The sequence below is a fragment of the Bradyrhizobium sp. genome, from assembly GCF_030646015.1.
Taxonomy (GTDB): Bacteria; Pseudomonadota; Alphaproteobacteria; order Rhizobiales; family Xanthobacteraceae; genus Bradyrhizobium.
In genome coordinates this window covers 43059-66693 of record NZ_JAUSLT010000019.1, presented here as the reverse complement: position 1 = coordinate 66693, position 23635 = coordinate 43059, and the positions used below count along the sequence as shown (strand labels likewise).

Annotated in this window: 24 protein-coding genes and 1 tRNA gene; 15 read left to right on the top strand and 10 right to left on the bottom strand. The window is 58.1% G+C overall.

Annotated elements, in window-relative coordinates:
- Nucleotides 1–65: 65 nt before the first annotated feature.
- Entirely contained in the window at nt 66–869 is an 804-nt protein-coding gene (locus Q7T45_RS01985; RefSeq protein WP_304866850.1) for a lytic transglycosylase domain-containing protein, read from the top strand.
- Nucleotides 870–991: 122 nt separating this feature from the next.
- Here the strand turns inward: Q7T45_RS01985 and Q7T45_RS01980 are convergent, their stop codons facing one another.
- Entirely contained in the window at nt 992–1834 is an 843-nt protein-coding gene (locus tag Q7T45_RS01980) for an SDR family oxidoreductase (RefSeq protein WP_304866847.1), read from the bottom strand.
- Between the two features lie 121 nt (nt 1835–1955).
- Between Q7T45_RS01980 and Q7T45_RS01975 the strand changes: the two genes are divergently transcribed.
- From Q7T45_RS01975 to Q7T45_RS01965, 3 genes are all read left to right on the top strand, one after another.
- Nucleotides 1956–2567: a LysE family translocator gene (locus Q7T45_RS01975; protein WP_304866844.1), complete on the top strand. Its 612-nt coding sequence runs from the start codon at nt 1956–1958 to the stop codon at nt 2565–2567.
- 611 nt (nt 2568–3178) lie between these two features.
- The gene (locus Q7T45_RS01970; protein ID WP_304866841.1) at nt 3179–4405 is read left to right on the top strand and encodes a GGDEF domain-containing protein; all 1227 of its coding nucleotides are present in this window, start codon (nt 3179–3181) and stop codon (nt 4403–4405) included.
- A 19-nt stretch (nt 4406–4424) separates the two neighbouring features.
- The gene (locus tag Q7T45_RS01965; protein ID WP_304866836.1) at nt 4425–5048 is read left to right on the top strand and encodes an N-acetylmuramoyl-L-alanine amidase; all 624 of its coding nucleotides are present in this window, start codon (nt 4425–4427) and stop codon (nt 5046–5048) included.
- 300 nt (nt 5049–5348) lie between these two features.
- Here Q7T45_RS01965 and rpoH read toward each other — a convergent pair whose 3' ends face one another.
- Nucleotides 5349–6248: an RNA polymerase sigma factor RpoH gene (gene rpoH, locus Q7T45_RS01960; protein ID WP_304866833.1), complete on the bottom strand. Its 900-nt coding sequence runs from the start codon at nt 6246–6248 to the stop codon at nt 5349–5351.
- Nucleotides 6249–6464: 216 nt separating this feature from the next.
- Nucleotides 6465–7481: an RluA family pseudouridine synthase gene (locus Q7T45_RS01955; RefSeq protein ID WP_304866830.1), complete on the bottom strand. Its 1017-nt coding sequence runs from the start codon at nt 7479–7481 to the stop codon at nt 6465–6467.
- A gap of 33 nt (nt 7482–7514) precedes the next feature.
- On the opposite strand from Q7T45_RS01955, the gene Q7T45_RS01950 reads away from it, so the two are divergent.
- The 5 genes from Q7T45_RS01950 to Q7T45_RS01930 all read left to right on the top strand — a co-directional run bounded on the left by Q7T45_RS01950 (nt 7515) and on the right by Q7T45_RS01930 (nt 10506).
- On the top strand, nt 7515–7850 hold the full coding sequence (locus Q7T45_RS01950; protein ID WP_304866828.1) for a hypothetical protein: 336 nt from the start codon (nt 7515–7517) through the stop codon (nt 7848–7850).
- Nucleotides 7851–8170: 320 nt separating this feature from the next.
- Nucleotides 8171–8245: transfer RNA gene (locus tag Q7T45_RS01945), tRNA-Glu, on the top strand.
- Between the two features lie 154 nt (nt 8246–8399).
- Complete coding sequence (locus Q7T45_RS01940) at nt 8400–9119, top strand: hypothetical protein (protein WP_304866824.1); 720 nt, start codon at nt 8400–8402, stop codon at nt 9117–9119.
- A gap of 84 nt (nt 9120–9203) precedes the next feature.
- Nucleotides 9204–9422 (top strand): helix-turn-helix domain-containing protein, encoded by a 219-nt coding sequence (locus Q7T45_RS01935; RefSeq protein WP_304866820.1) that lies wholly within the window; start codon nt 9204–9206, stop codon nt 9420–9422.
- Nucleotides 9415–10506 carry a ParB/RepB/Spo0J family partition protein gene (locus Q7T45_RS01930; protein ID WP_304866817.1) on the top strand — a complete coding sequence of 364 codons (1092 nt, stop codon included), beginning with the start codon at nt 9415–9417 and terminating at the stop codon, nt 10504–10506. Before Q7T45_RS01935 ends, Q7T45_RS01930 begins: the two co-directional genes overlap by 8 nt.
- A 1006-nt stretch (nt 10507–11512) precedes the next feature.
- On the opposite strand, the gene Q7T45_RS01925 is transcribed toward Q7T45_RS01930, so the two are convergent.
- Entirely contained in the window at nt 11513–13243 is a 1731-nt protein-coding gene (locus Q7T45_RS01925; RefSeq protein WP_304866813.1) for a DUF927 domain-containing protein, read from the bottom strand.
- A gap of 580 nt (nt 13244–13823) precedes the next feature.
- On the opposite strand from Q7T45_RS01925, the gene Q7T45_RS01920 reads away from it, so the two are divergent.
- Together Q7T45_RS01920 and Q7T45_RS01915 are read left to right on the top strand one after the other, a co-directional pair.
- On the top strand, nt 13824–14639 hold the full coding sequence (locus tag Q7T45_RS01920; RefSeq protein WP_304866810.1) for a phage Gp37/Gp68 family protein: 816 nt from the start codon (nt 13824–13826) through the stop codon (nt 14637–14639).
- Between the two features lie 380 nt (nt 14640–15019).
- Nucleotides 15020–15520: a hypothetical protein gene (locus Q7T45_RS01915; protein ID WP_304866802.1), complete on the top strand. Its 501-nt coding sequence runs from the start codon at nt 15020–15022 to the stop codon at nt 15518–15520.
- Nucleotides 15521–15634: 114 nt separating this feature from the next.
- On the opposite strand, the gene Q7T45_RS01910 is transcribed toward Q7T45_RS01915, so the two are convergent.
- On the bottom strand, nt 15635–16111 hold the full coding sequence (locus Q7T45_RS01910; RefSeq protein WP_304866799.1) for a hypothetical protein: 477 nt from the start codon (nt 16109–16111) through the stop codon (nt 15635–15637).
- 797 nt (nt 16112–16908) lie between these two features.
- Nucleotides 16909–17337, bottom strand: a complete 429-nt coding sequence (locus Q7T45_RS01905) for a hypothetical protein (protein ID WP_304866796.1) — start codon at nt 17335–17337, stop codon at nt 16909–16911.
- A gap of 179 nt (nt 17338–17516) precedes the next feature.
- On the opposite strand from Q7T45_RS01905, the gene Q7T45_RS01900 reads away from it, so the two are divergent.
- Complete coding sequence (locus Q7T45_RS01900) at nt 17517–17666, top strand: helix-turn-helix domain-containing protein (protein ID WP_304866794.1); 150 nt, start codon at nt 17517–17519, stop codon at nt 17664–17666.
- Between the two features lie 10 nt (nt 17667–17676).
- On the opposite strand, the gene Q7T45_RS01895 is transcribed toward Q7T45_RS01900, so the two are convergent.
- The 4 genes from Q7T45_RS01895 to Q7T45_RS01880 all read right to left on the bottom strand — a co-directional run bounded on the left by Q7T45_RS01895 (nt 17677) and on the right by Q7T45_RS01880 (nt 20566).
- A complete protein-coding gene (locus Q7T45_RS01895) occupies nt 17677–18009 on the bottom strand; it encodes a DUF3768 domain-containing protein (RefSeq protein WP_304866791.1) in 333 nt (110 codons plus the stop codon).
- Between the two features lie 120 nt (nt 18010–18129).
- Nucleotides 18130–18711 carry a hypothetical protein gene (locus tag Q7T45_RS01890; protein ID WP_304866788.1) on the bottom strand — a complete coding sequence of 194 codons (582 nt, stop codon included), beginning with the start codon at nt 18709–18711 and terminating at the stop codon, nt 18130–18132.
- A 230-nt stretch (nt 18712–18941) separates the two neighbouring features.
- On the bottom strand, nt 18942–19820 hold the full coding sequence (locus tag Q7T45_RS01885) for a hypothetical protein (RefSeq protein ID WP_304866785.1): 879 nt from the start codon (nt 19818–19820) through the stop codon (nt 18942–18944).
- A 170-nt stretch (nt 19821–19990) separates the two neighbouring features.
- Nucleotides 19991–20566 carry a site-specific integrase gene (locus Q7T45_RS01880; protein ID WP_304866781.1) on the bottom strand — a complete coding sequence of 192 codons (576 nt, stop codon included), beginning with the start codon at nt 20564–20566 and terminating at the stop codon, nt 19991–19993.
- 249 nt (nt 20567–20815) lie between these two features.
- Here Q7T45_RS01880 and Q7T45_RS01875 point away from each other — a divergent pair, with 249 nt between their 5' ends.
- The 3 genes from Q7T45_RS01875 (at nt 20816) to Q7T45_RS01865 (ending at nt 23623) form a co-directional block, all read left to right on the top strand.
- On the top strand, nt 20816–21229 hold the full coding sequence (locus Q7T45_RS01875) for a hypothetical protein (RefSeq protein WP_304866778.1): 414 nt from the start codon (nt 20816–20818) through the stop codon (nt 21227–21229).
- Nucleotides 21230–21610: 381 nt separating this feature from the next.
- Complete coding sequence (locus Q7T45_RS01870; protein ID WP_304866775.1) at nt 21611–21928, top strand: hypothetical protein; 318 nt, start codon at nt 21611–21613, stop codon at nt 21926–21928.
- Between the two features lie 546 nt (nt 21929–22474).
- On the top strand, nt 22475–23623 hold the full coding sequence (locus Q7T45_RS01865) for a hypothetical protein (RefSeq protein WP_304866771.1): 1149 nt from the start codon (nt 22475–22477) through the stop codon (nt 23621–23623).
- Nucleotides 23624–23635: the final 12 nt, after the last annotated feature.

Genomic DNA, 23635 nt, shown 5'->3' with positions numbered 1-23635 from the left:
GAATACACCTGCCGCGCGGCGTTTTCTCATGTCATGATCGGGCCTGCAGGTCACAAGGGATTCGCATGCGCAAGCTTCTACTGGCCGTTTCGTTCTGTACCATCCTCGCCACGCCATCCTACGCCGCCCGCTGCGGCGGCGACTTCAACACCTTCATCGCGGCGATGTCGGCGGAAGCGCAGGCGGCGGGGGTTTCACCGGCGGTGATTTCGCAGGCGCTTGCCGGCGTGACGCAGGACCCGAAGGTATTAGCCTTCGACCGCCGCCAGCGCGGCACCTTCAACAAGACCTTCGAGCAATATGTCTCGACCCGGGTCGGTCCCGGCCGCATCAACATGGGTCGGCAGATGCTGCAGCGTCACGCCGCCCTGCTGGCGCGGGTCGAGAAGCGTTTCGGCGTGCCGCCCGAAATCATCGTCGCGATCTGGGGGCTGGAATCCGATTACGGCAAGGGCGACATCGGCAAGATGCCGGTGGTCCGCACGCTGGCCACCATGGCGCATGATTGCCGCCGCACCGAATTGTTCCAGGGCGAACTGCTGGCGGCGCTGAAGATCGTGCAGCGCGGCGATCTGCCCCTGAAGGACATGATCGGCGCCTTCGCGGGCGAAATTGGCCAGACGCAGTTCCTGCCGTCGTCCTACCTCAAATACGGCGTCGATTTCGACGGCAACGGCCATGTCGACCTGCGCCACAGCATCCCCGACGTGCTCGCCTCCACCGCCAACCTGCTGCATGTGAGCGGCTTCAAGAACGGCCAGCCCTACAGCGAGGGCACGCCGAATTTCGAGGCGATGCGCGAGTGGAACCGGGCCACGATCTATCGCAAGACCATCGGGTATTTCGCCGATCAGCTGGTGGGGCGGTAGGGGGCGCAGAATTTGTAGGGTGGGCAAAGGCGCTTTTCGCGCCGTGCCCACCATGATCATTCGGAGCAAGGAATGGTGGGCACGCTTCGCTTTGCCCACCCTACGCGGCGACGGGCGCAGTGCTACTTCCCCGCCTTCGCCATCTTCTCGATCTTGCGCGCCAGCACCGCCCAATAGGTGCCGGGGCGAAAGCGCTGCAGCAGGTCCATATAGCGGGCGTCGTTGCCGATCAGGATGCGCGGCTGGTTCTTCTCGATGCCGACGATAATCCGCTGTGCCGCGGCCGCCGGCGTGGTTTTCGCCACCGCATCGAACCGTTCGATCGACTGCGCCCGGCGGGCATTGTCGGTCATGCCAACGCCGGGGCGGGAGTTGCGGGCGATGTTGGTGGCGACGCCGCCGGGATGCACCACCGAGAGGCGCACCGGGCTGTTCGCCATCTGAAGCTCGTGCCGCAGGCTTTCCGAAAAGCCGCGCACCGCGAATTTCGCCGCGCAGTAGGCGGTCTGACCGGGCGGCGCGATGATGCCGAAGATCGAGGAGAGGTTGACGATGTGCGCCTCCGGCTTTTTCGACAGATGCGGCAGGAAGGCGCGGGTGCCGTGCACCACGCCCCAGAAATTGATGTTGAAGAGCCATTCCATCTGCGCCTGGTCGACCTCGTCGAACATCCCCATCAGCGCCACGCCGGCATTGTTGATGACGATGTTGAGGACCGGATGGGCGGCGATCGCCGCTTGCGCGAACGCTTCGATCTCCTGGGGTATGCCGACATCGACGGTATGCACCGTGACCTTGCGCTGGTGCGCCTTGGCGATCTCGGCGGCGAGCGTCTGAAGTCCCGCCTCGTCGCGGTCCGCCAGCGCGAGATCGCAGCCGCGCGCGGCCAGCTCTAGCGCCAGCGCCCGGCCGATACCACTGGCGGCGCCGGTGACGGCCGCCGCACTTCCGGGAATCGCAGTCATCAGATGTCACTCCAGGCGGGGAAAGCAATTGCCGGTGAACCCTTATCCGGCTGGCGGATTTTGGCAACCGGATCGGCGCATCAGCTTCCTCGGCCGCCGTCGGCGTGATAAGGCAAAAACCATGTCGTGGTCCTTCCTGCTGACGTCGCTGATCGTGGTCGCCTCGCCCGGCACCGGCGTGCTCTATACGCTGGCGGCGGCGCTGACACGCGGCTCGCGGGCCAGCATCGCCGCGGTGTTCGGCTGCACGCTCGGCATCGTGCCGCATATGCTGGCCGCCATGCTCGGCCTCGCCGCGGTGCTGCACACCAGCGCGCTGGCGTTCGCGGTGCTGAAATATTGCGGGGTGGCTTATCTGTTGTACATGGCGTGGCAGGCGCTGCGCGAGCAGGGCGCGCTGGCGGTCGATACCAGGCTGGACGGCCGCTCCAGCCGCCGCGTGGTCGTCACCGGCGTCCTGATCAACATCCTCAACCCAAAACTGTCGATCTTCTTCCTGGCCTTCCTGCCGCAGTTCATCGCGGCCGACGAGGGCCATCCGCTGGCGCGGATGCTGGAATTGAGCGCGGCCTTCATGGCGATGACATTCGCGGTGTTCGTGCTCTACGGCCTGTTCGCGGCCTCGGTCCGCGACCGCATCGTGAGCCGGCCCAGGGTGATGACCTGGCTGCGCCGCAGTTTTGCCGCCGGCTTCGCCGCGCTCGGCGCGAGGCTGGCGCTGGCGGAAAGGTAGACAAATAAAAAGGCAGGCCCAAGGCCCGCCGCATTAGCAAAAGTGTTTCGCCCCGGGATCGGATGCCCGGGCGGAGCCGAGGCTCCACCCGGGCAGAAACATTACTTCTTGGCCTTCTTCTTCTTTGCGACCTTCTTAGCCTTCTTAGCCTTCTTCGCTTTCTTAGCCATAGCATCCTCATTGGGTTTAATGGGTGGAAACGCGACACGAGGCTTGCTCGGGGAGGGCTTAGCCTCGCAACAGCCTCAATCATCATCCGAACAGATTCGCGCCCGACTGCCTCGCGCCGTCACGCCGGTGTCATTGTGTTATCCACAGCTGTTATGCGTTTTCGGGCACCTTTCAGCCGCGCAATGCATTCCACGCCGCCCCGTCACGGTTAACAGCTTGCCAATGCGAGCCGCGCAACTGCGTCGATCCGGTACAGGCTGACGGCGCGATGGTGCGCCGCGCAATCTTCATGATTTCAAAACCACGGTACGGATTGCCTTGCCGTGGTGAGGGTCCGTTAAGCGACACAGGCGCACTTTGCCCAGCAAGAACACGGGGACTTCGATGGGTGGGTTGTTGGACAACAGGGGAGACGGGACGATGCGCGTTCTGGCTTCGCGATGCTGAGCGTACCGACGCTGTGGACGGCGTTCATCATCAATTTTCTCGCGCTGGGTCTGATCTGGGCCTACGTCACCCGGTGCTATCCGAAATTCGCGGCGGCGCCGTACTGGACCGCTTCGGCGTTTGCCGCGGCCTTTGGTGCGTCGCTGGCCAGCCTGCGCGTCGTGGTGGATTCGCTGCTGCCGCTTTTGGCCGGCGGTACCGTGCTGATCATCGCCTCCTGCCTGGCCGCGATGGGCGTCAGGCGGTTTTATGACCGGCCGGTCGGCTGGCGCCAGACCGCGCTGATCACCGGACTGGGCACCGCGGGCATGACCTTCTTCGCCTTCGGCTATGACCACCAGCCGATCCGGATGTTCATCTATTCGTTCGCCCAGGTGCTGCCGTTCGCGCTGACCCTCAAACTGTTGCTGGCGCGGGAGAACGGACGGGTCAACGCCGGCGCCCGGCTCGCGGCCACCGTCGCCATTCTCATCATCGCCATCTATTTCATGCGCGTGCTCAGCAACGTGGTGCAGGTCGGCGGCGAGTTCTCCTTCCTCCATTTCACCCCGGTTCATTCGATTTCGATCCTGGTGCTGATGTTCCTGTCGATGTCGTGGAATTTCGGCTTCCTGCTGATGGCGATGGACCGGCTGCGCAACGAGGTCGCCGACCTCGCGCTGCTCGACGACCTCACCGGCGTCGGCAACCGGCGGCATCTGCTGCAGCGCCTGACCGAGGAATGCGCGCGCTCGGAACGCTCAGGCGAATCCTTCGCGCTGCTGGTGATCGACCTCGATGGCTTCAAGGCGATCAACGACACCCATGGCCACGCCGCGGGCGACGCCTGCCTGCAGCATTTCACCCTGATGGCGCAGACCCGGCTGCGGCCCGGCGACATGCTGGCGCGCACCGGCGGCGACGAGTTCTGCGTCGTGCTGCCGTCCTCGACGCTGCGGGAAGGGGCGATGATCGCGCGCCGCATCCTCGATGTCTGCCGCGAGGACGCGGAAGCCTGCGTCGGCGCCGATATCCCGATCTCGCTCTCGATCGGCGTCGCGCAATGGACCCGCGAGATGGGCGCATTCCCGGACCGGGTGATCGCCGCCGCCGACCATGCGCTCTACGCCGCCAAGAAGGACGGCAAGAACCGACACGCGATTTACGATCCCGCCCCGCCGCTGGCGCCCGGGATCGATCCCGCTTCGATGCCGGAACGAGCGCTGCGCAAGCACGCGTGAGCGTGCTAGACTCCAGGCCATGAACGTTCGCCTGTTAGCGATGGCGCTGGGCGCCATCTTGAGTGTGGCCCCGGCCTCAGCCCAGTCGCCCGACCTCGCGGTTGTCGCGCGGGCGGCGGGCACGCCCGATATTCCCGGCCTGAAGATGGTCTGGCTGGCGCCGTGGGGCGAGGTTTCAAAAGCCCACCCCTGGAAAAACATCATCGTGCACCAGACCGAGGGGCCGGCCGGCTCGGCGCGCGGCGGCGCGCAGGCGCAATCGAAAAACCCGACGCGGCGCGGCGTCACGGTCTGGGTCGAGACCGACGGCACGGTGTACTGGGCGGTGGCGGAGAATCTGGTTCCGACCCATGGCGACGGCGCCAACCGCAACGACAACAAGTACATCGACAACCGCCCGACCTTTCGCCAGGTGCTCGGCACCAATTCGATCGGGGTGGAATTCGCCGGCAATTTCCCCGACGTGACGCGCGGCGCCACCGAGGCGCAGATCGCGGCGTGGCGGATCCTGCTCAAGGTGCTGCGGACGCGCTACGGCATCCCGCTCGAACGGGTCTATGCGCATAACTGGATCGACTACAAGGACGCGCGCTATTGCGAAGGCTGCGCGCTGGCGAAGCTGGCGAGGGAGTGGGGGGAGTAGCAGCCCAAACCAAAATATCGAAAGCAACCCCATGCAAAGAAGGGATCGTCTGGCGGCACTCCTCGTCGCTAACGCATGCCGCAAGCGCGTTTTCTTGCCTACCCGAACCTGTCATCGCCCGGCGCAGACCGGGCGACCCAGTAGGCGATGACATCTGTCGTTACCGAGAAGCCGCGGCGTACTGGATCCCCGCTTTCGCGGGGACGACAATGGGTGTGGTTGAAACATGGCTGGTCAGGCGAGGCACAAAAAAAGCCGGCGTTGCCGCCGGCTTTCTGTTTCGTTTCGACCGCGCGCTGATTAATGCGCGGCTTCCAGCGCGGCCTGTTCCTGCCGGGCGATGGTGCCCTTGACCGCGGACTGCACCTTCTCGAAGGCGCGGACCTCGATCTGCCGCACGCGCTCGCGCGACACGCCGAACTCGGTGGCGAGGTCTTCCAGCGTCATCGGCTCTTCCGCCAGACGCCGCGCCTCGAAGATGCGGCGTTCCCTCGGGTTGAGCACGCCGATGGCGCCGTTCAGCGCCTGACGGCGATGATCGAACTCCTCGTGCTCGGCCATGATGGCTTCCTGGTTGGGCGAGTTATCGACCAGCCAGTCCTGCCATTCGCCGGCTTCGCCGTCGTCACGGATCGGCGCGTTGAGCGACGCATCGCCGCCGAGACGGCGGTTCATGTCGATCACGTCCTGGGCCGTGACGCCGAGGCGCTTGGCAATCAGCTTCACCTGGTCGGGGTGGAGATCACCCTCGTCCAGCGCGGAGATCTTGCTCTTCGCCTTGCGCAGGTTGAAGAACAGCTTCTTCTGGTTCGCGGTGGTGCCCATTTTCACGAGCGACCACGAACGCAGGATGTATTCCTGGATCGACGCCTTGATCCACCACATGGCGTAGGTGGCGAGCCGAAAACCCTTTTCGGGCTCGAACCGCTTGACCGCCTGCATCAGGCCGACATTGCCTTCCGAGACGACCTCGGAAATCGGCAGGCCGTAGCCGCGATAGCCCATGGCAATCTTGGCCACGAGCCTTAGATGGCTGGTGACAAGGTGATGTGCCGCGTCGCGATCGTCATGCTCGCGCCAGCGCTTGGCGAACATGTATTCCTGCTGGGGTTCCAGCATCGGAAATTTGCGGATCTCGGCAAGGTAACGGGACAGGCCGGATTCTCCGTTGAGAACCGGCAGGGTAGCTGTACGGGCCATTTTAGCGCCCTCCAGTGGTTCAGGCCCCCGATAGCGGCGGGCCCGGCAGACGAGCGCTGTGTTAAAGCCGCCCGGGCTGCGATGTTCCGCGTTGGATATTCAACGCAGGTGCAACATACACCAAATCGGGGGATATAGGGAAGGATTGCTGACGTCACGTCCGCGTGTGGCTGGTATAACCTGTTGGTATAACAGAGCTTTATCAGGCGGCCTGCGTCATAGCGCCGCTCGGAGGGCGTTTTGCAGGAGAAGCAAGTCCTGCGGCAGGGGGCTTTCCCAGTGTAAAATTTCCCCGGTTTGGGGGTGCTCGAGCGCCAGGAGGTATGCGTGTAGCGCTTGCCGGCCGAGGGCAGTCAGCGCCGCCTGGCTTTGGTGGCCGAGGTGGCTGGACTTGGTCTTGAAGTGCGGGCCGTAGACGGCATCGCCCAGCAGGGGGTGGCCGATATGGGCCAGATGCACCCGGATCTGATGGGTACGGCCGGTCTCGAGCTGGCAGGCCAGCAGCGCCGCCACCGGTTTGCCGTCGCGCCCGTTGAAGGATTCGACGATTTCCCAGTGGGTGATGGCCTCCCGGCCGCTATCGCGCACCGCCATCTTCTCCCGGGCAAAGGGATGCCGGTCGATCGGCGCATTGACGGTGCCGCGCAGCCGGTTCGGCACGCCCCAGACCAGCGCCAGATAGCCGCGGCGCATCTCGTTGGTGCGGCCGTGGTCGGCGAACTGCTCGGTCAGCGATTTATGCGCGCGGTCGTTCTTCGCCGCCACCATCAGCCCTGTGGTGTCCTTGTCGAGCCGGTGCACGATACCGGGCCGTTTGACGCCGCCGATGCCGGAAAGGCTGGCGCCGCAATGGGCGATCAGGGCGTTGACCAGGGTGCCGGTCTCGTGGCCGGCGGCCGGATGCACCACCAGCCCCCTGGGCTTGTTGATGACGATGATGTCGTCGTCCTCATGGACGATATCGAGCGCAATAGCCTCGCCGGCGGGCTCGGCGGCGACCGCCTCCGGCACGTCGATTGTGATCGTATCGCCTGACGCGACATGATAAGCGGGGTCGCGGATGGGGGCGTTTTTGAGGGTGACGGCGTCAGCCAAAATCAGTGCCTTCAGCCGCGAGCGCGACAATTGCGGTAGCCTGACCGCGAGCACGCGGTCGAGCCGCACCGATCCCTCGTCGCCGGCAACGATGACCTCCAGCCTCTGACCGCTATTCGACGCCGAGCCGTGTTCCATTTGCCTTGAGAGCCTTGTAATGAAGAGCCTTGCATGACCGAAGAAGCCGCGCCGCCCGAACCGACACCCGAACAGGCCGCGCTGTTCGCGCGGGTGCGGCGGCTGATGCTGATTGCGGGGCTGACCACGGCGCTGGCCGTCGCCGCCGTCCTGATCGCCATCGGCTACCGCCTTTTTCGGTCAGAGGGAAGCGTTGTCGCCACCGACACCACCTCGATGCTGCCGAAAGGCGCCCGGATCGTCTCAACTGGCATCGCCGGCGACCGCCTGGTGGTGACGCTGGATGTCGGCGGCGTGACCGAAATCCGCACGTTCGATGCGAAGACGCTGAAACCGGCCGGAAAGCTGAAATTCGTCAACGAGCCGTAGATTAGCGCCCTCATGGCCGGGCTTGTCTTCACCCTCCCCTGGAGGGGGAGGGTCGGCTCGCATGGAGCGCAGCGAAATGCGAGACGGGGTGGGGTGATCTCTCAACTGCGGCACCGCCTGAAAACGAGAGACCGTCACCCCACCCCGCCGCTCCTTTCAGTCGCGTCGACCCAGAGAGCGAGCTTCGCTCGTCTCGACCCCACCAGGGGAGGGTAAGAAAGACCGCCGGCAGCCGTGGCTGATACCCAGGGTTTGACGTGTATTCCCGGGCCAATCCCGCCTTGCAGCCGGCGGATTTCAAGGCTATTGGCTGAGCCAACGCTCCCTTCGTCTAGCGGTTAGGACGCGGCCCTCTCAAGGCTGAAACAGGGGTTCGATTCCCCTAGGGAGCGCCAATGATTTCAATAGGTTGAGTCTGGTCAGGAGGGTGTGTTTGACCGCCTTCTTCAATTTTTCTTCAAGTCACCCAAGCGATAAACAGCACTGAATTGTCCTCATCGGGTCGGCTAAAGGTGAAGTCTCGTTAGAGACTTCGCCAAAGGAGGAACAGTGGCTGACGAGTTGATGACTTTAGACGAAGCGCTTCTCGAACTTGAGAACCTCATCGCTACCCATGAACCGATCTGGACCGGTCATTGGAAGACTGAACTGTGCAGCGACCTTGGCTCGTTGCTGAAACCGCCGGACGAACCGAATGACGATGGGCTTCCCGAAAGGTATCCGCCCGAGGTCAGGGCTTGGCATGTCGGAGACAGCGCGGACGTTTGGCACAATTACCAAAAGGCGACCCTATTTCTTCGGCTGCAAATGGAGGAGGGGCGGCTGGCTACGTACGTCAGAGATCCCAACGACGGGCAGCTGTTGCCGCTGCTTCCTGAGGATTGGCTGCCGTGGGCGCCGAAAGATCGGCTGTCGGGCGATTTTCTCAAGACCGGCAATTACGGCGTGCGCGGGGCTGATGGCACCCGGTTTTATGCGCAGTTGCAATATGCGGTCGTGTATCGGGCCACGTTTGATGCGTGGGTCAAAGAACAGCTTCTGTATCCGCCAAACAGACCCAAGCAACGGGAAGCCGTAAAGAACGCCGTTTACGATCTTTGGGGCGGCTTTCCGCCAAGGTCGGTGGCCGCCAAGATTCGCGACCGTCGAATTCGTGATTGGCTTGCCAAAAACGGATATGAAGACGCGGACAAATACTCGACAGCCACGATCAAGCGCGCGCTGAGTGAGATCCGAGACGAGCAGTTGAAGTTCAAGTCGCCACGGTGAGCTCAGTTGAGCCCGCTCGGCCGTTGTAAGGGCGGCCTTCCAGGTGATGTAGTCCCGCGCAGTATCTCAGTCGGGACTACCACCATGAAGCTCGCTTATAGCATTCAAGAGACGTGCGGCCTTCTGAGTATTGGCCGCACAACTCTCTACGCACTTATCGGTCGGGGTGATCTGACCGTTCTCAAGATAGGCCGTCGCACGCTTATCTCCGCTAAATCCCTCGATGCCTTTATCGGAGCTGTCGAAGGCCAAGGACGCGGTCGATCTGATCGCAATAGTCCGGGGGACGTCGGTCATGAATGACGAGATCCTCGTACTGACAAAGCATGAGGCCGCTAAGCGTCATGTGCTTGGTCTCAAGGAGATGTCGCGCGTAGACACGTCGACTATGCTTCCGATTGCTGAGATCGCTATCGGCGAACGCCTCATACCTGTAGACCCTCGAGTTGTCGCTCAGCTCGTAACCTCCATACGACGCACAAGACAAGTGACGCCGGTTCTTGTTCGCCGAAGCTCGGTTGGATATGCGCTGATCGATGGCCTGAATAGAATCGCAGCTCTGAAGCAACTTGGTGAAATCGAGGTGCTCGCCACCGTTTTGGATCTGACATCGGATCAAGAAGCGAAAGCGTGTGAGGCAATCAGCAACAGCCACCGGCGGCAGAAGCTCGCCGCCCTAGATCGCGCTCTGACTGACGTCGCGTTCCTTCAATATGTAGAGGAAAAGGTGTCGCAACTTGCGACACCTCCCGGCGGCAGGCAGCCTAAGGAAAAGTTTCACAAAAAAGCAGCTCGAGAGCTTGGCGCATCGCCTGACCAGATTGCCAGATCATGCAAGATCGCGAAACTTGTCTCTTATGTGCAGGTCCATGTCCGCAAGCTGAATCTGGAAGACAATCAGAGCGTTTTGCTTGAGATCGCAGCGTCCGGTGACGACGTCCACAGCCAATTGCATACACTTGCAAGGATCATGAATCGAACCAAGACTGGCAGAAGCGCTTCCCAATCTCCCGAAGAAGATTCGCCAGGCACGTTTGTGAGAACAGGGGAAGGTGAAGAGTCGCCGTCATCGCAATCGGAATCGTCGGAACATCCGATTCCGGGAGGCTCTAACTCTACCGGTGTTGAGTCGCGACCTGTCGTTCCGAACAACGAAGCGACGGCTCAAAGACCTGTGCCTCCCCCGTCGCGCACTCAATCAGCGCCGCGGAGTGAACAGACCGCTTCGGGATACGAGGCCATTAAGCGGGAATGGGAGAAGACCGGGGGCGTCTTGAGTCTACTGCATGCAGCAACTCAGGAGGAGCAGAGGCGCTTCTTCGATGAGTGCGTGATGCCGATTTTTCTCCAGCTTGTGCCGGCGACTGCAATCAACGTGTCGGTGTGAGTGCCAAATGACACCGCAATGATATCATCGACTTGCTTTAGAACGCTCGTGGAGCACACTTTTGGCCGCGGGAAGGAAGTCATCACACGGACATCATGGCCCTGCCGTCATAGATTCGAGCTTCACCGGAGTTCGAAGACGGAACGTAGGCGAGGGTCAGATCAATTCAAAAACGGCTCCTTTGCAGCTGCGGCTCTGCGATCACGCTAGTTGATACCCCCCGTAAAGTAGCAGGGATCACGTGAGTTTCTGAAATGGCCAAATCGCGTCGTAAGCTTCCTTACTGGAGGCGCGCCACTCCCGCACAGTTCGATATCGCAAAACTTCGGCCCAAGTACCTCCCTCGTGGGCAGCGGTTTGAGACGCGGAACGATGCTCGCAAAGATAGCATTCGTAGCGAGACGCTTCTCGCGACACAACGTCAAGGCAGGCCGTACGGCGTCTACCTTCGAGAATGCCGGGAAGGTCACTATCATTGCGAAAGAACATACTGTCCCAGATGCGCGAGAGCATTTCGGCGTCACATCACTGGCGAACTCCTTCGCCTGCACGCCGAGTTCAAGACTAGGCCATCGGTCTTGGTGGTCTTGCTGGAAGCGGCCTCGCGCGGAAAATTGCAGGACCTTGAAATTGACCGATATCGCCATTCCTTACGGAAGCGGTTGGTTAGAGCTGGGCTGGTCCACGTTCCCGTCGTGGGTGGATTTGAGATGGTTTATCGGGCCCGTTCGAAGCAATGGGTGCTTCACATCAATCTCGTGATGTTCGGCGGCAACGAGAAGGCAATCACAAAGTTCGAGGAAGGGTTTCGCGATGATGGCCTTTATCGACCGGTCGAGCGAGCCCCCGTTAAAGACGCAGCGGAGCAGCTGTCGTACGTCTTAAAGTTCACGACGTACCACCGACCACATCAGCAACGCGGACCCACGAAGGCCAAAGCGGTGCCGCTTAACCTCTCCGAACACCTGGAACTTGTCCGTTGGATGGCGCGATATGAATTTTCCGATCATCTGTTCTTGTTCAACGCTAGGCGGCGTGGAGCATCGATTGAGTTTTCGAGCAAAGAGGCGCGAAAGGCATGAACCCAGCGGTAGCCCTTGTTGCCCTTAGCCTTGAAGATGGGCCGCTGAACTAGGGCGCGCGTCCCGGTGCACGCCAGAACACCTTCCTCAACCAGTTGCCTCTTTAGCCGGCCTGCAGCCTTGTCCGTGCCGATGACCGCCTTCAGCTGATCCGACGTCAAATAGAGCCAATCAATTCCCTTATGAGTGTGGCTATAGCCCGGCACGGAGCCGAATTTGTGGTCGCTGCTCGCAGGCTTTTTGCCATTTAGGGAGACAGAGTGCCGCCGGCTCTGAACGAGGTGATCAATCAATTGCTGGCGGAGAGTGGTGATTTTATCGGTCGTGCCCCGGGCTTGAAGTAAGCCATCAAGCTGACAGCTAAGGATTGCCCGCAAAAGATCCTTTCGGCCCCAGGTGAAGATGCCGTAATTGATGGCGAGGCACCCCGCCGCGTAGACGGTAGCAAACCGAGCGATCGCGCGCTCAAGGGGTTTGAGCCCTTTCGCCGCAGCCATTATTCGCGCGCGGTTAACGTAGTAATTCCGGCGCGCGGCCACGAATTTCTTTGCCGCGGACCTGCTGTTCTTGTCTTTGTAGAGCTTACTGATGAGGCTGTAGCCGGGCGTGCCGAACGCCGTGCGGCACCGAGACTTGATGGCGTCAGTGAGCGCCGCACCGTCAGCAAACCCATGGAGATCCTGGTAGATGCCAAAGGTGCCTTGGCCTGATGGGAGAACGACATCCACCAAGCGGCCGCGATGCTGTTCATCAATTAGGACGCCGCCCTGGTCCGCCAATTCATCGAGCGTGAGGTTCGAGGTGCTCAGAAAATAGAGACGCCAAGCCGCCCTTTCCGGTGCGTTGAGGCGACCCTTTTGCGTGTTCTCCGAAAGCCGAAACGCACCGCCAAGAACAGCCAGCGCGCGATCCTTATCGGTTCCTCCGGCGATGTTCGTTTCATCGAGGATCAACAAGGCATCGCTGTGAGCCTGCGCTGTCCGTTCCAGTTCGTTGCCGGTGGTGTTCCAGCTTTCGGCAAAGCCCTTTTCATTTCGCATCGAGTCGCGGTGGCAGCCCCAGATTGAGCCAGCAACCATTGCCGCAGCGGTTTTGCCGGCTTCAGCTTTGCCGGAAATTTGAAAGCCGCCAGTACGGGGCCCAGAGACGAACGGCAGGATCGGACCGGTGCAAGCGAGGCTGGCGGCAAACATAAGGCGGGAGTTACCGGTGCAAAGCTTGCCGATTCTATCTTGCCAGTTTTCCAATGCCCCCCGGCATCGATACTTTTGAAGCATGTGGGAATCGAGGGAACCAAGAGCGAGTTCAATCAGAAGGGGCGGATTGCCAATTATTTCATCTGGCCGAACGTAGAAATTCCGAAATGATCCCAAGCGAGTGACGACTGAAAAGTTCGGTGCGCCGATTTGCTCGTAGTTCTGCAGTATGTCCTGCAATCGGTTCTGCAGGTTTCGCGAAAACAGTTTGCAACCAGCATCACCGAGTTCACGATAGAGGCGTTCAGGCTTCAGAATATCCTCCATTGAATATGGTGGAAGGTCGCGGTCTGACCCCTTCACCTTTAGCTTTATGAAGCGACGACCCAGGTCATCGAAACCCTCACCGACTATTTCGATATTAGCTAAGGGATTATCGCTTTTACTATTCCAAGCCATCGTTGGCACTCCTCTGATTGTTCACACGCGTCCATTTACAAGACCGTGTGAAGCGCAGAGGGGGCGATGGTTGAGAGGCCGAGCGTGGCGCTGGATGTCAACGAGAAATGTCAGGTGAAGGCGAGGTTAGGTGCGCGAAGTGGGTAGTTACGGTCCCGAACCTGCCATTTTGACAAAGCGACTACAGAACACTGCAAATGCGTCGGATTATCCGCTTGCTAGAAAGAAAAGCCAAGCCGCTTCGAACGTAGCTCATGTGAACCGTGTGAATCTGTGAACAGCAGCCGCACCAGCTATTTTTCGAAATTCGGCCCTCTCGCAGGATTTCGACTTCTCTTCAAGAGAAGTGATCTCGGTCGTGAAATCACGTCGTAAGCGCTTTTCTGATCCATGGTTCTGAGCTTGCCCCATGTAGGCCCACCACAGCAACTGATCGATACCGCGGTGTGGATGTTCACTGGCGATGTGTGCTGGTCAATGTCTCGGATGCCCAGCCTTGAGTGGTGAAGCAAGCTTGTAAAGGATACGACCGAGACCAGTGTTTCGGGCAGAGCGATGCTCTGAACTTTGGAGATTTGCGATGGGTGAGAATTCGAAAATTGAGTGGTGCGATCATACATTCAATCCATGGATCGGCTGCCAAAAAGTCTCGCCGGGATGTGACCATTGTTACGCCGAGGCAATGATGGACCATCGATACAAAAAGGTGCAGTGGGGCGCGCACGGCGAGCGCAAACGAACGTCAGAACAAAATTGGAAAAAGCCTATCCAGTGGAATGCGCAAGCCCGCACGTTTCGAAAGGAAAATGGTCGTCGACCGCGGGTATTTTGCGCTTCGCTCGCCGATGTCTTTGACAATCAGGTTGATTCTTCGTGGCGCCAAGACTTGTTCGCCTTAATCCGCAAGTGCAGTAACTTAGATTGGCTGGTGGTTACGAAAAGACCAGAAAATATAGAAAAAATGCTGCCGTCGGATTGGCGCGGTGGGTATTCCAACGTTTGGCTCGGAACAACGGCAGAAGATCAAACACGGTTTGATTTCCGGTGGAAGCGGCTAAAGAAAGTACCAGCGGTTATTCGCTTCATTTCTTACGAGCCTGCTCTTGGGCCGGTGCGGTTGCCGTCCAACGGGTTTTGGCCGGATTGGCTGATATCTGGGGGAGAAAGCGGTGCGGGTGCCCGTACATTGCGGCCGCAATGGGTTCGCGATGTTATCGCCGATTGCCGCCGTTTTGGCGTTGCGCCATTTCATAAGCAGTGGGGATCTTATCACAACAACCCGCTTGTAGTGGAGAAAGGCATGACAGCACGGGACGCACGAGAAATCGATGCAGAAGGAAAAGGTGGCGGGTTGGTCGATGGCAAGCTCGTTCGTGAATTCCCGGATCAGGTCTAGTTCCGATCCGGGAAAGCTGACTGAAGTGACGAGAGTGAGCCTTGCCGCGACCGGCAGGGCTCTTTCATTCCGGTCATGTCGCGCTCAGTCGATGCGGTGGGCTCCGTGCAGGCGAGTGGCGACTATGGTCGCTGGCGCTGGATGTCCGAGTTTCGATCGCGCCGGGGCGCGCCTCCGTTCAAGGTTCAGTCGGCCGGCTAAACGCGCTCGTCCGGCCCGGCACCATTTGCCGGAACGTGTTCTTGGTATCGTTTATTTGGGGGAACATGCTGGACGCCGGCCAGGCCCATGGATGAGCGATGCGCTGGTCAGAAAAACAATCTTGTAAAGACTCCTTGTGACGATCAGCCGCGATGTCGCGGCCAACAAAGGAGATGGTCATGAAAGTGAAACTAGATGCGATAGTTGCTGAGATTGCCGGAGCCCTCGATTTCAATCTGTTGGAGCACGCTCCGAATTTCGCGACTTTGCCGCGATTTCACAGAATGCACTATATTATGGGTGCTCTAGTCCGATTCGATATCGCCAGAGGTGAAAAGCTAGGAGGACGCAAGGTTCTACGTTGGCGGCTGTCGCATCGTCTGAAGAACTGCATCGGCGTGAAGCCACGTGGAGTTCCTGATGAACTCGAAAGAATCGAAGCTCCGATAGCCATTTCGACACTTGCCGATGAATTTTCTGAGATTCTGCAAGCCAATGGTAAAGTGGTCGAGGAGGTGACCTCTTACGTTCTTCGTCTCTTTGCGATGTATGAGATGGGATTGTTTGAGTATCGTGGAAAAAAGAATGGCTTGTGTCAATTCGAAAGATCATCAAGCCGCATCCTGGTAGAGGATGAAGACGGAAATACTGCCGACTTTGTTGAAAGGTACTTAGCCTAAGAATCCACCGTGCGATCCTTACCGCGACGGCGGCCATGGAGGATGGAACGGAGCTCCGATTAGTGGGAGCTTTCGGGCTCCGCACTTTTCCATGGTTCGGTCAAGGCCATCGGATTAGTCATCCCAGTCACCCTCTCCGTGATTGCGTCGCGGGCGTCGCCGTCTGCGATGCCCCTGAGCGGCCAGCCGCGCGCAGCCGGCCAACCCGCCATTGGCGCGGACGAACTTTCGGAACCGGGACGGGGACACGTTTTCTGAATGGACGTACTCCAGTGCCCGGACCCAGCGGCTCTTTTGCTTGAAATCCGCGCTGGGGAGTGTCGCTTCGATCAAGACACGGATCGGGCTCATGCCCGTGCGCCGAGCGATGTTCATTTCGTCGGCGAGTGTGCGTGCCGACCGTTTCACAATGTTGCGGCGTTTCCAATCGATGTAAACTCGGTAGATAGCTTTCAGGAAATCGTAGATTTCGAACCGCCCAACGGGCTGTTTCAATCGCGCGGCTGCTTCGGTTGCAGGTTGGATCGTGGCCGCTGGATCAAAGGAAATGTGACGTTCGGCGCGTGGTGGAATTGCCTTGATATAGGGCATCGCAATTTCTCCGATTGTTTTTCAGGCGATCATCGAGAAATTAGGATTTCTTCTGAAGCGACAAATCGCAGGTTTTCGAGCCTTTCATGTGTTCGCGCGAGATCCTCTGCAGAAATCCATCTGACTGCCAAAAGTGTCACAACCGATTATCAGGATGCTCGACGCGTCCTTGAAGGGCGGTTGCTCAACATCAATGGCTGGCGTCGGACGCGTCGCATCTTGCGGCCCTCCGCTATTGCTGAGTTCGCTTCCGCGATTAGCGCTTTTATGTATGCTGATTGATTCAGCGCCGCAGCTTTTGCTCGGGTCCTTTCTTGCCGCGCGGCGATGCGCGCCGCTCTCAATATTCTGTTGTAGAGCCCGCGTTGGATCCGCGGCATGACTAGTCGACCTCGATACAGGCGTCCTTCCGGTAGCTCCATGCCAATAACGCACACAGTCGATGGCGGAAGGAGGAGCGTGCGACACTTTATGTCCAGAGCGGCGGAGACAACGTTGTCCTCTAACCTTGCGAACCGAGCGCCGCATGCTCTTCCGGCTGAATTAAGTCGCAACACATAGAGTTCATCAAATTGCGACCGTTTCACCTGGGTTTTGCTTCGCATTTTGTGCTCGTAGAAACATGAGAGAATTGTCGAGCGATAGGGGGTCCCGCCGTACATTTTTCCTTTGACGGCTTCGGCAGTGTCCAAGGGGTGCCTGAAGGCCATGTTAGACTGCCAACCGTCAATCGTGGGCTGGATGGTGAGCGTTGAAGCCGGGCTTTCGGTGACGAAAGCCCGGCCTCACAACAGCTATCACCGATTGAATGAGTAGGTTTTGGAACCTTGATCCGTCTCTACTGCGGCACGAATAATTTGGCATGAACCAGATATAGAAACCTTATCCCCTACATCCAGAGTTGAAGGAAACAGCGGCTTGCTGTTACCAAGGATAGCATCAAGCCGGTGGACGTTGCAGTCGGGCCGATCATTGATTGTGAGGCTGACAAGCTTGATCGGCTTTCTACCCACGTTGGTTATTTCCAAGACTTTGCCGTCACGTGCCGCGTCAAAGAGATCGCGTCTTCGCAGCTCTAGTTCGACAGGGTTATAACTCCCGATAATTCCTATTGCTAGGAATCCTGCGGCGACGATTCCAATCGTAATCTTTAGCCATCGCCACTTGCTCCTTGGTTTCGTGGTTGTGGTTGGTATTGGCGGTGGTGCAGCGAATTGTTCAGTCATTTTCGTCTCCTGATCTAGAGTATGTGTCGGCGTGCCCGACCCGCGATTGATGTCAAAATCTCACTAATCGGGCATATAGTCCCTAGAGACTATATGCCCGATGGTGCTCCATCCTGCAAATGCAGGATTGGCGTGTCATTGTTGGTAAGAACGTCCGGCGTATCCGGCAGCAGCGTCGAATGACCCAGGAAAAGCTGGCCTTCGAGGCGGAGCTTGACTTGACTTACATTGGTGGGATCGAGCGCGGACGGCGTAATCCCAGTCTTCTAGCGATGGCTAAAATCGCCCGGGCGCTTTCAGTGCCGCTCGCAAAACTCCTGAGCGACTAGTTGTCGAAGCTCAGTATTCTTCAGCCAACATCAAGGTGATCACCCGCTCGGTCACCGCGGGGTCGCCGGGATCAGGCGAGTGGAAGTTCATATCTTTGTCGTAATAATCAATTTTGAAAATTACGGGCGTTCCATCAAACTCAAAAGCCCCGAAGTCGTGTTCGCCGTGGGGATCGTTGGCGGTAGAGAAATCTTCGAAAATCGCAATGGTCTGGACCAGCCGTTGAACTGCTTCCGAACCGAGTGCGGCGACACCGGGCGTCATGACCGCCTTGCCACCTCGCAGTTGCCGTCGGAGTTGGTCGTTAAGCGTACGTATGCGGTCCGTATCCGTGATGGACATGGTTGAGTCTCCATATTGATGTGATTGTTTGTGTCAGAGCCGTGATGGGGCCCTTCAGGAGATGGCATAGTTCGAGGGCCCGGGCCGTAGTCCGGGCTTATGCTTCGAGCGGGGGCGGTCTTATGCGTCCGGTCCCGGATTGATCAAGGCAACCTGAGAGATGTGCCGCTGGAATCTCGGCTGCCGGGGGTAGTCACGAAATCGCAGCGTGAGGATCTCGAGGTCCTTGGCTTCCACGGTGGCCTCCCACCAGCCGTCAGTGGGGCTCTCGTGAATCAGAACGACGTGGCCAACGCCGACACCTTCCCAGCTTCGAGGCAGACCTGACGTAATCGGGGATACGGTACGAACCATTGTCTCGTCGGATTGCCCCTCTGGCGGTGCCGCCGGCTTGTGCGTTTTGCTCTCGTCGCCGGGGGTAGCTAATGCGGCTTGGAGCTTGTCGACCAGGTCCCTGCGAATGTTCGGGATGAACGCTTTGCCCGATGAGTAGAGTCTTCCGGGAGGTAGTTTCATCCCAATTTCGGTAAAGGCTGGCGACGCCGGATGAATACCAGTCAGTTTGAGATCGAGAGCGAAATTCAACGCTCGCTCATTGAACTCCGCAAATCGTGCACCCCGCGGCTTGCCCTTGTCGTCCAAGCCGAACACGAAGAACTTGTCGGGTGTCGCAGTCGTCTTCTTGTCTTGCTGTTTTCCCATGTTTTTCCCTCCTTAAAAACAGAAGGGGCCCGATGATAGGGCCCCTTGGTCTGCGGTTGCTGAGTTGCCGTGGCTAGGCCACGTTCGGTCGGGCGGTCTCCAAGTAATCATGGAAGTATCTCCTAGTCTAAAAAATCGCAAAGTCGAGAATTCGACTGTGCAGGCTAATTATATACCAATATATAGCCACCTCAAGCGAATAATAAACGATAAAATCGTCAATAATACAGCTATTTCAATGGCTTGCGGCCGCATTTCTGATAGATGTAGCAATAGTCAATTTGACACGGCTTTATGTCGTCAATTCGGTTGCCGTTGCACAGGTTCAGACCATCAGCCGCACAAAAGCGCCAGATTGCGTGCTGTACGAACCTTGGGAATGCCGACGGGAATTTTGCATTAAAGGCGCGGGCGTCAATACGGTTGGCGACGGTCCTGATGATCTCGGCGCAGCCACCGGGCAAGTAACAGGCCGCACCATAGTTATGCGAAGCGCCGCAGCTTTGGAGAATGCCGGTGCGGTGCAGGAAGTTGTGCACCAGGGTGTCAATTGCGATCATGGCTTTGCCCGTCTCGAACCAGACGGGCCGATGGTTACGTGCCCCGATCAGCAGGCCGGACAGCCCCATCGTCAGTATCTTGTCGGAAATGCCGTAGACGTTCCGGAGGGGACCGATGAGAGCCTCCTGTCGGGCCGCCTCTAGGTTGGCTCCAGACGGGCCTGCGGCGCCCTCCAGTTGGCTGTCTATCCAGCCGATGAGATCGCTGCCGGCAATATCCCGCACGAACAGGTAAAGGCTATATGCGGTCTGGTTTAACCGTCCATTGCGTAGGCGAGGGCGGGGTACGGGACAGCCTTCGATATGGTCAGGCTCCGAGCAGGTAGCGCTGCCCTTGTCGTACCGGCAGCCTTCATAGGCCCAATATCCACGGAGCTTCGGGCAGGTAGGCGTTGCCTCGAGGCTCGTCTCCATTTCAGCCCAGGACGCCTTACCGTGCTTGTCCATATATTCGTGGGCGACTCGGTCGGATATGCCCTGGAAGCTGAAGGTCGTGAGGAGCCAGTCGAAAAGCGCAGGCGAGCGACCAAGGGCAACGGCTTGATCCAACCCTGCCTCTCGAGCTTCTGTATCGAGGTCATCGAGAAACGACGTCGACCCTGCCACCGCGCATACAGTCCGAATTAGTGCTTCGGCTCGCGCGATCTGGTTGGAGGAATGGGCGGGCAGGTTATGGCGCGTTGCGGAGCGTTCGAGCCGCGACGGTGGGTGCTTGGCTGCTAGATCAGAGATACCAGCCTCCGTTGGGCGTCGCTGTCGCCGTCAATATAGCGCTGAGTTGTCTGAATGGATCGATGCCCCGCCAGCAACTGAACGTCGCGCAGTGATCCTCCGGCCTTATGTACGACGCGGGCGGCGCGGGTGATGAAGGTTCGGCGACCTGAGTGCGAGGAACAGCCATCGAAGCCGAGGGACTCGTAGGCCCGGCTGAACCAGACGACGATGCTCATCGGCGTCATGGCGCCGCCTCGTTCCGACCGGATAACCGGACCATGATCGCGGCAAACCTGACGGGCTTCGATTAGTGCCTCGCGAATGTCCTTGTGAAGGGGGATAGACCGCCCGCTGCCTTTTTTTGCAATCTTGTCTTGCAGCTCGAGCGTGCTGCTGACTTGGCCACTGGGGCCTAGGACCATGTCCCAGCTCAATTTGGCTATTTCTGCCGCCCGAAGGCCAGCCCTCACCGAGAGAAGAACGATAAGGCGGTTGCGAAGCGGATGCCGAGAACGCTCGGCGAAAAACAAGAGATCGTCGATGTGATCGGTCGATAGGGTCTTGGCCTGTTTGCCTGCCATGTTGCTCAACCTGATTGAGCCAAGATTTTAGAACATTCGAATCTCGCGGCATACGGAAATCTCGCATGCTGCAGACTGATAAGGTTTTCAGAATTTTCTTATCAGTCATGAAGCGGATGGTTCAATTCGTACGCCCTGGGCAAGCTCGATACCTGGTCGGACGCATAGGTCAAAATCAATCTTGTAAAGTAGTTCGCGACGACAAAGACCGTTGTGAATCTCAACCTCATCATAGATTGGAATGTCAAAATGAAATCGAAAAAGAAGCAGAAAAAGTTGCGTGGTCACTTTCTAGCTAGGCATGCGCTGTGGGCTGAAGTTAAGCATGCTTCGGAGTTGTTGCAACAATCGCATTTCAGGGCCTTTAGCTTGTACGAAGACATTTCCGCCCTTCAAGTTTCGATATCGGACGCTGTGGTCCACTTGGAAGAATTAGTTAAGGCCACTGACGAAGAGAATATGAATTTAGAACAGCAGAAAAAAATACGCGCGATGTTGGAGCGAATCCGGAAATATTATCGCCAAATGGATAGCGCCAGTGAACCTCTCTCGTTTATGCGAATCGCTGAAGATCTACTACGAGTGATGGATGAGCTAGCGCAAGAGCTTGATGTACCGTTGCGGGCGGTAAAAAAGTTGGTCCACTATTGTGAATCAGTGTAGTCGCTAGTGCGCGACGTTGGACATTCGTTGCTCACGTCGGCTATAAGTTGGCGAAGTTGGTATCAACCCAGGCTAAGCCGAGTTTCGGCTCGGCCTGCTTTTCGACCGTTCCTTCGATTGCTCGTGCCGATAACGGTTTCGCAGAAACCTTATCAGTCTCGAACTGGGCAGTTTTTGAGAGAAAGCTTATCAGTGCGTGTTGGGTGACTCGTGTCGGCAACATTTCTCAATCCTGTAAATAGATGTCGTGCAACAGGTGTTGCATCATGCCTGACGAAGATGTTTCTAGAAATAGGAGTGCGAAATGAAAAAGGATAACGGTGCCCGTGAACTTAAAGTTCGAAGTGGCTTTCTCATTGAAGTCAGAGCATGGAGAGTGCGATGAGAATCGAATTGGATGCCGTAATCAATGAATATGTACTAGAGACGCTCGAGGCCGTCCCTGAATCTGAAAAACCGCCGGTCGCTCGGGAGAGGGCAGTGACTGCCGTTCTTAAAGCTTTGATGGATTCTGAGTTGGTCCGGCACCGCTATAACTCGTTACGTAGGATCGATGAGTTTCGAGCGACGCAGCGTCTAAGAATGCAATGGGAGCGAGATTTTCCTGAACTCGAGGACATCGTTGACCCGCAGGAAACGATCATTGTGGAAATCGGCAAAAAATCTGACACCTTCTCTGATGGTCTCATGACCAGATGAGATCAAAAGCTCAGCGACAGAAATGGCCTCTGGGTGTGATGCCTGGACGCTGTTAATTGCCAAGATCATCCGCCTTTTCGCCGGTCTGTTTGTCGTATTCCTCCTGATGCTCTGGCGTAGCGGGCTTGGTCGTCAGCTTTGTCAGTCTTGAGGTTACGGACATGGGCGTTCCTCAAGGGCTTGGATGCCCGATGCCGGGAAGCTATCAGAAGTTGTGGAATGCGGTACAGCGGTACTGTCCAGCTCACCGATTGCATCGCACAGGAAGGTGCCGAAACAGGGAGGCGGTTGTCTCAGGTACTCCCGGCTTAAGCTTGTCGGGCGGAAGGGAGTCGGATCGGGACAAGACGAGGAAATGGCGCCAGGAGCAGCTTTGGCCGTTTGTCCTTGCCGCCCTCAAACCCCTCAATACGGTCGCGACGCCTACAATAATCCACCATCGGTTGCTCGGTTCTCCGCTACCATTATAACAGTGCGAACTGGTCCACGTGCAAGTGGTGATTCGGGGCAGTTTTCAGAGACGAATCTCTTACAGAAGAGGCTCATTTGAACGACAGGATGGCTTTGAGTCTTCTAGCTGAAGTGATGGGCTGGCCAGAAGACGATCAGGCCGTAGCAACTCACGAATATGCCTGGCTACGAATGATGTCCGCGGTGAAGTACGACGGATACTCGTACTTCCGGGCAGGCGTGCGCTTTCTCGAAAGTCTGGCCACTTGGCTCAAGCAATTCGCTCCGGAAGACCGATCCGCCGCATACGACTTCATCAAGCGGCGCCTTGTCTATATCTCGCTGCCCGAAATGCAATGCTTGGTCGAAACCTTCTTGCCCGAGGTCGTCACCCCTCATCTCCGACGAACGGTGGCACATCAGCTTGGCATCAAACCGTACGAAGTATGGGCTGAAAAAAGCGGCGCGGATGCGTTTAGGCGATGCTTGCGCAAGACCTTGTTCGTCGGGATGAGCGACGGGAGTCGCATCGATATGCTCCGACGGGCGAATTCAGGGCGAATCTCGACCGAACAGGTCGTGCCAATGATGAATGTTGACAAGGAGAAGTGGCTCGATCTCAGCAAAAATCTTCAGCAGGCGGAGGGGATGACGCCGTCCGAAAGATTCGATTGCGTCTACCTGATCGACGATTTTACCGCGTCAGGTACAACGTTCATTCGTAAGAACGTCGATGGCGAGTGGAAGGGAAAACTGAAGAAATTTAACGATTTGATCCGTGATGCGCGCGGCATTGTCGGCGATGGTTTCCCGATTGCTGATAACTATGAACTGCATATCCATCATTATATTTCGAGCGCCCAGGCGAAGCTGGCTCTGGTGGAGCGGCTTGAGATCGCCAAAGCGGAATGGAGTGAATGGACCTGTTCAGATTACAAGGTCACGGAGAGCTTGCTCCTGCCAGACTCGCTCCCTCTGGCGCAGCCCGTCGACGGGCCGATGCTCAACCTGGGTGACAAGTACTACGATCACGAGATATTCACTCGCGCGGAGAAGCACTGTCGCGAAGCTGGTCAGAGCGACATGAAGCTCGGATATGCCGACTGCGCTCTCCCAATCGTTCTCGAGCACAATACGCCGAACAACAGCGTCCCGTTATTGTGGGCAGAAACCACGGGGAATGGTGGCGCACATCCGATGCGGCCTCTTTTCTTTCGACGCGACAGACATGGGTCTCTGCAATGACCAATCCCTTTC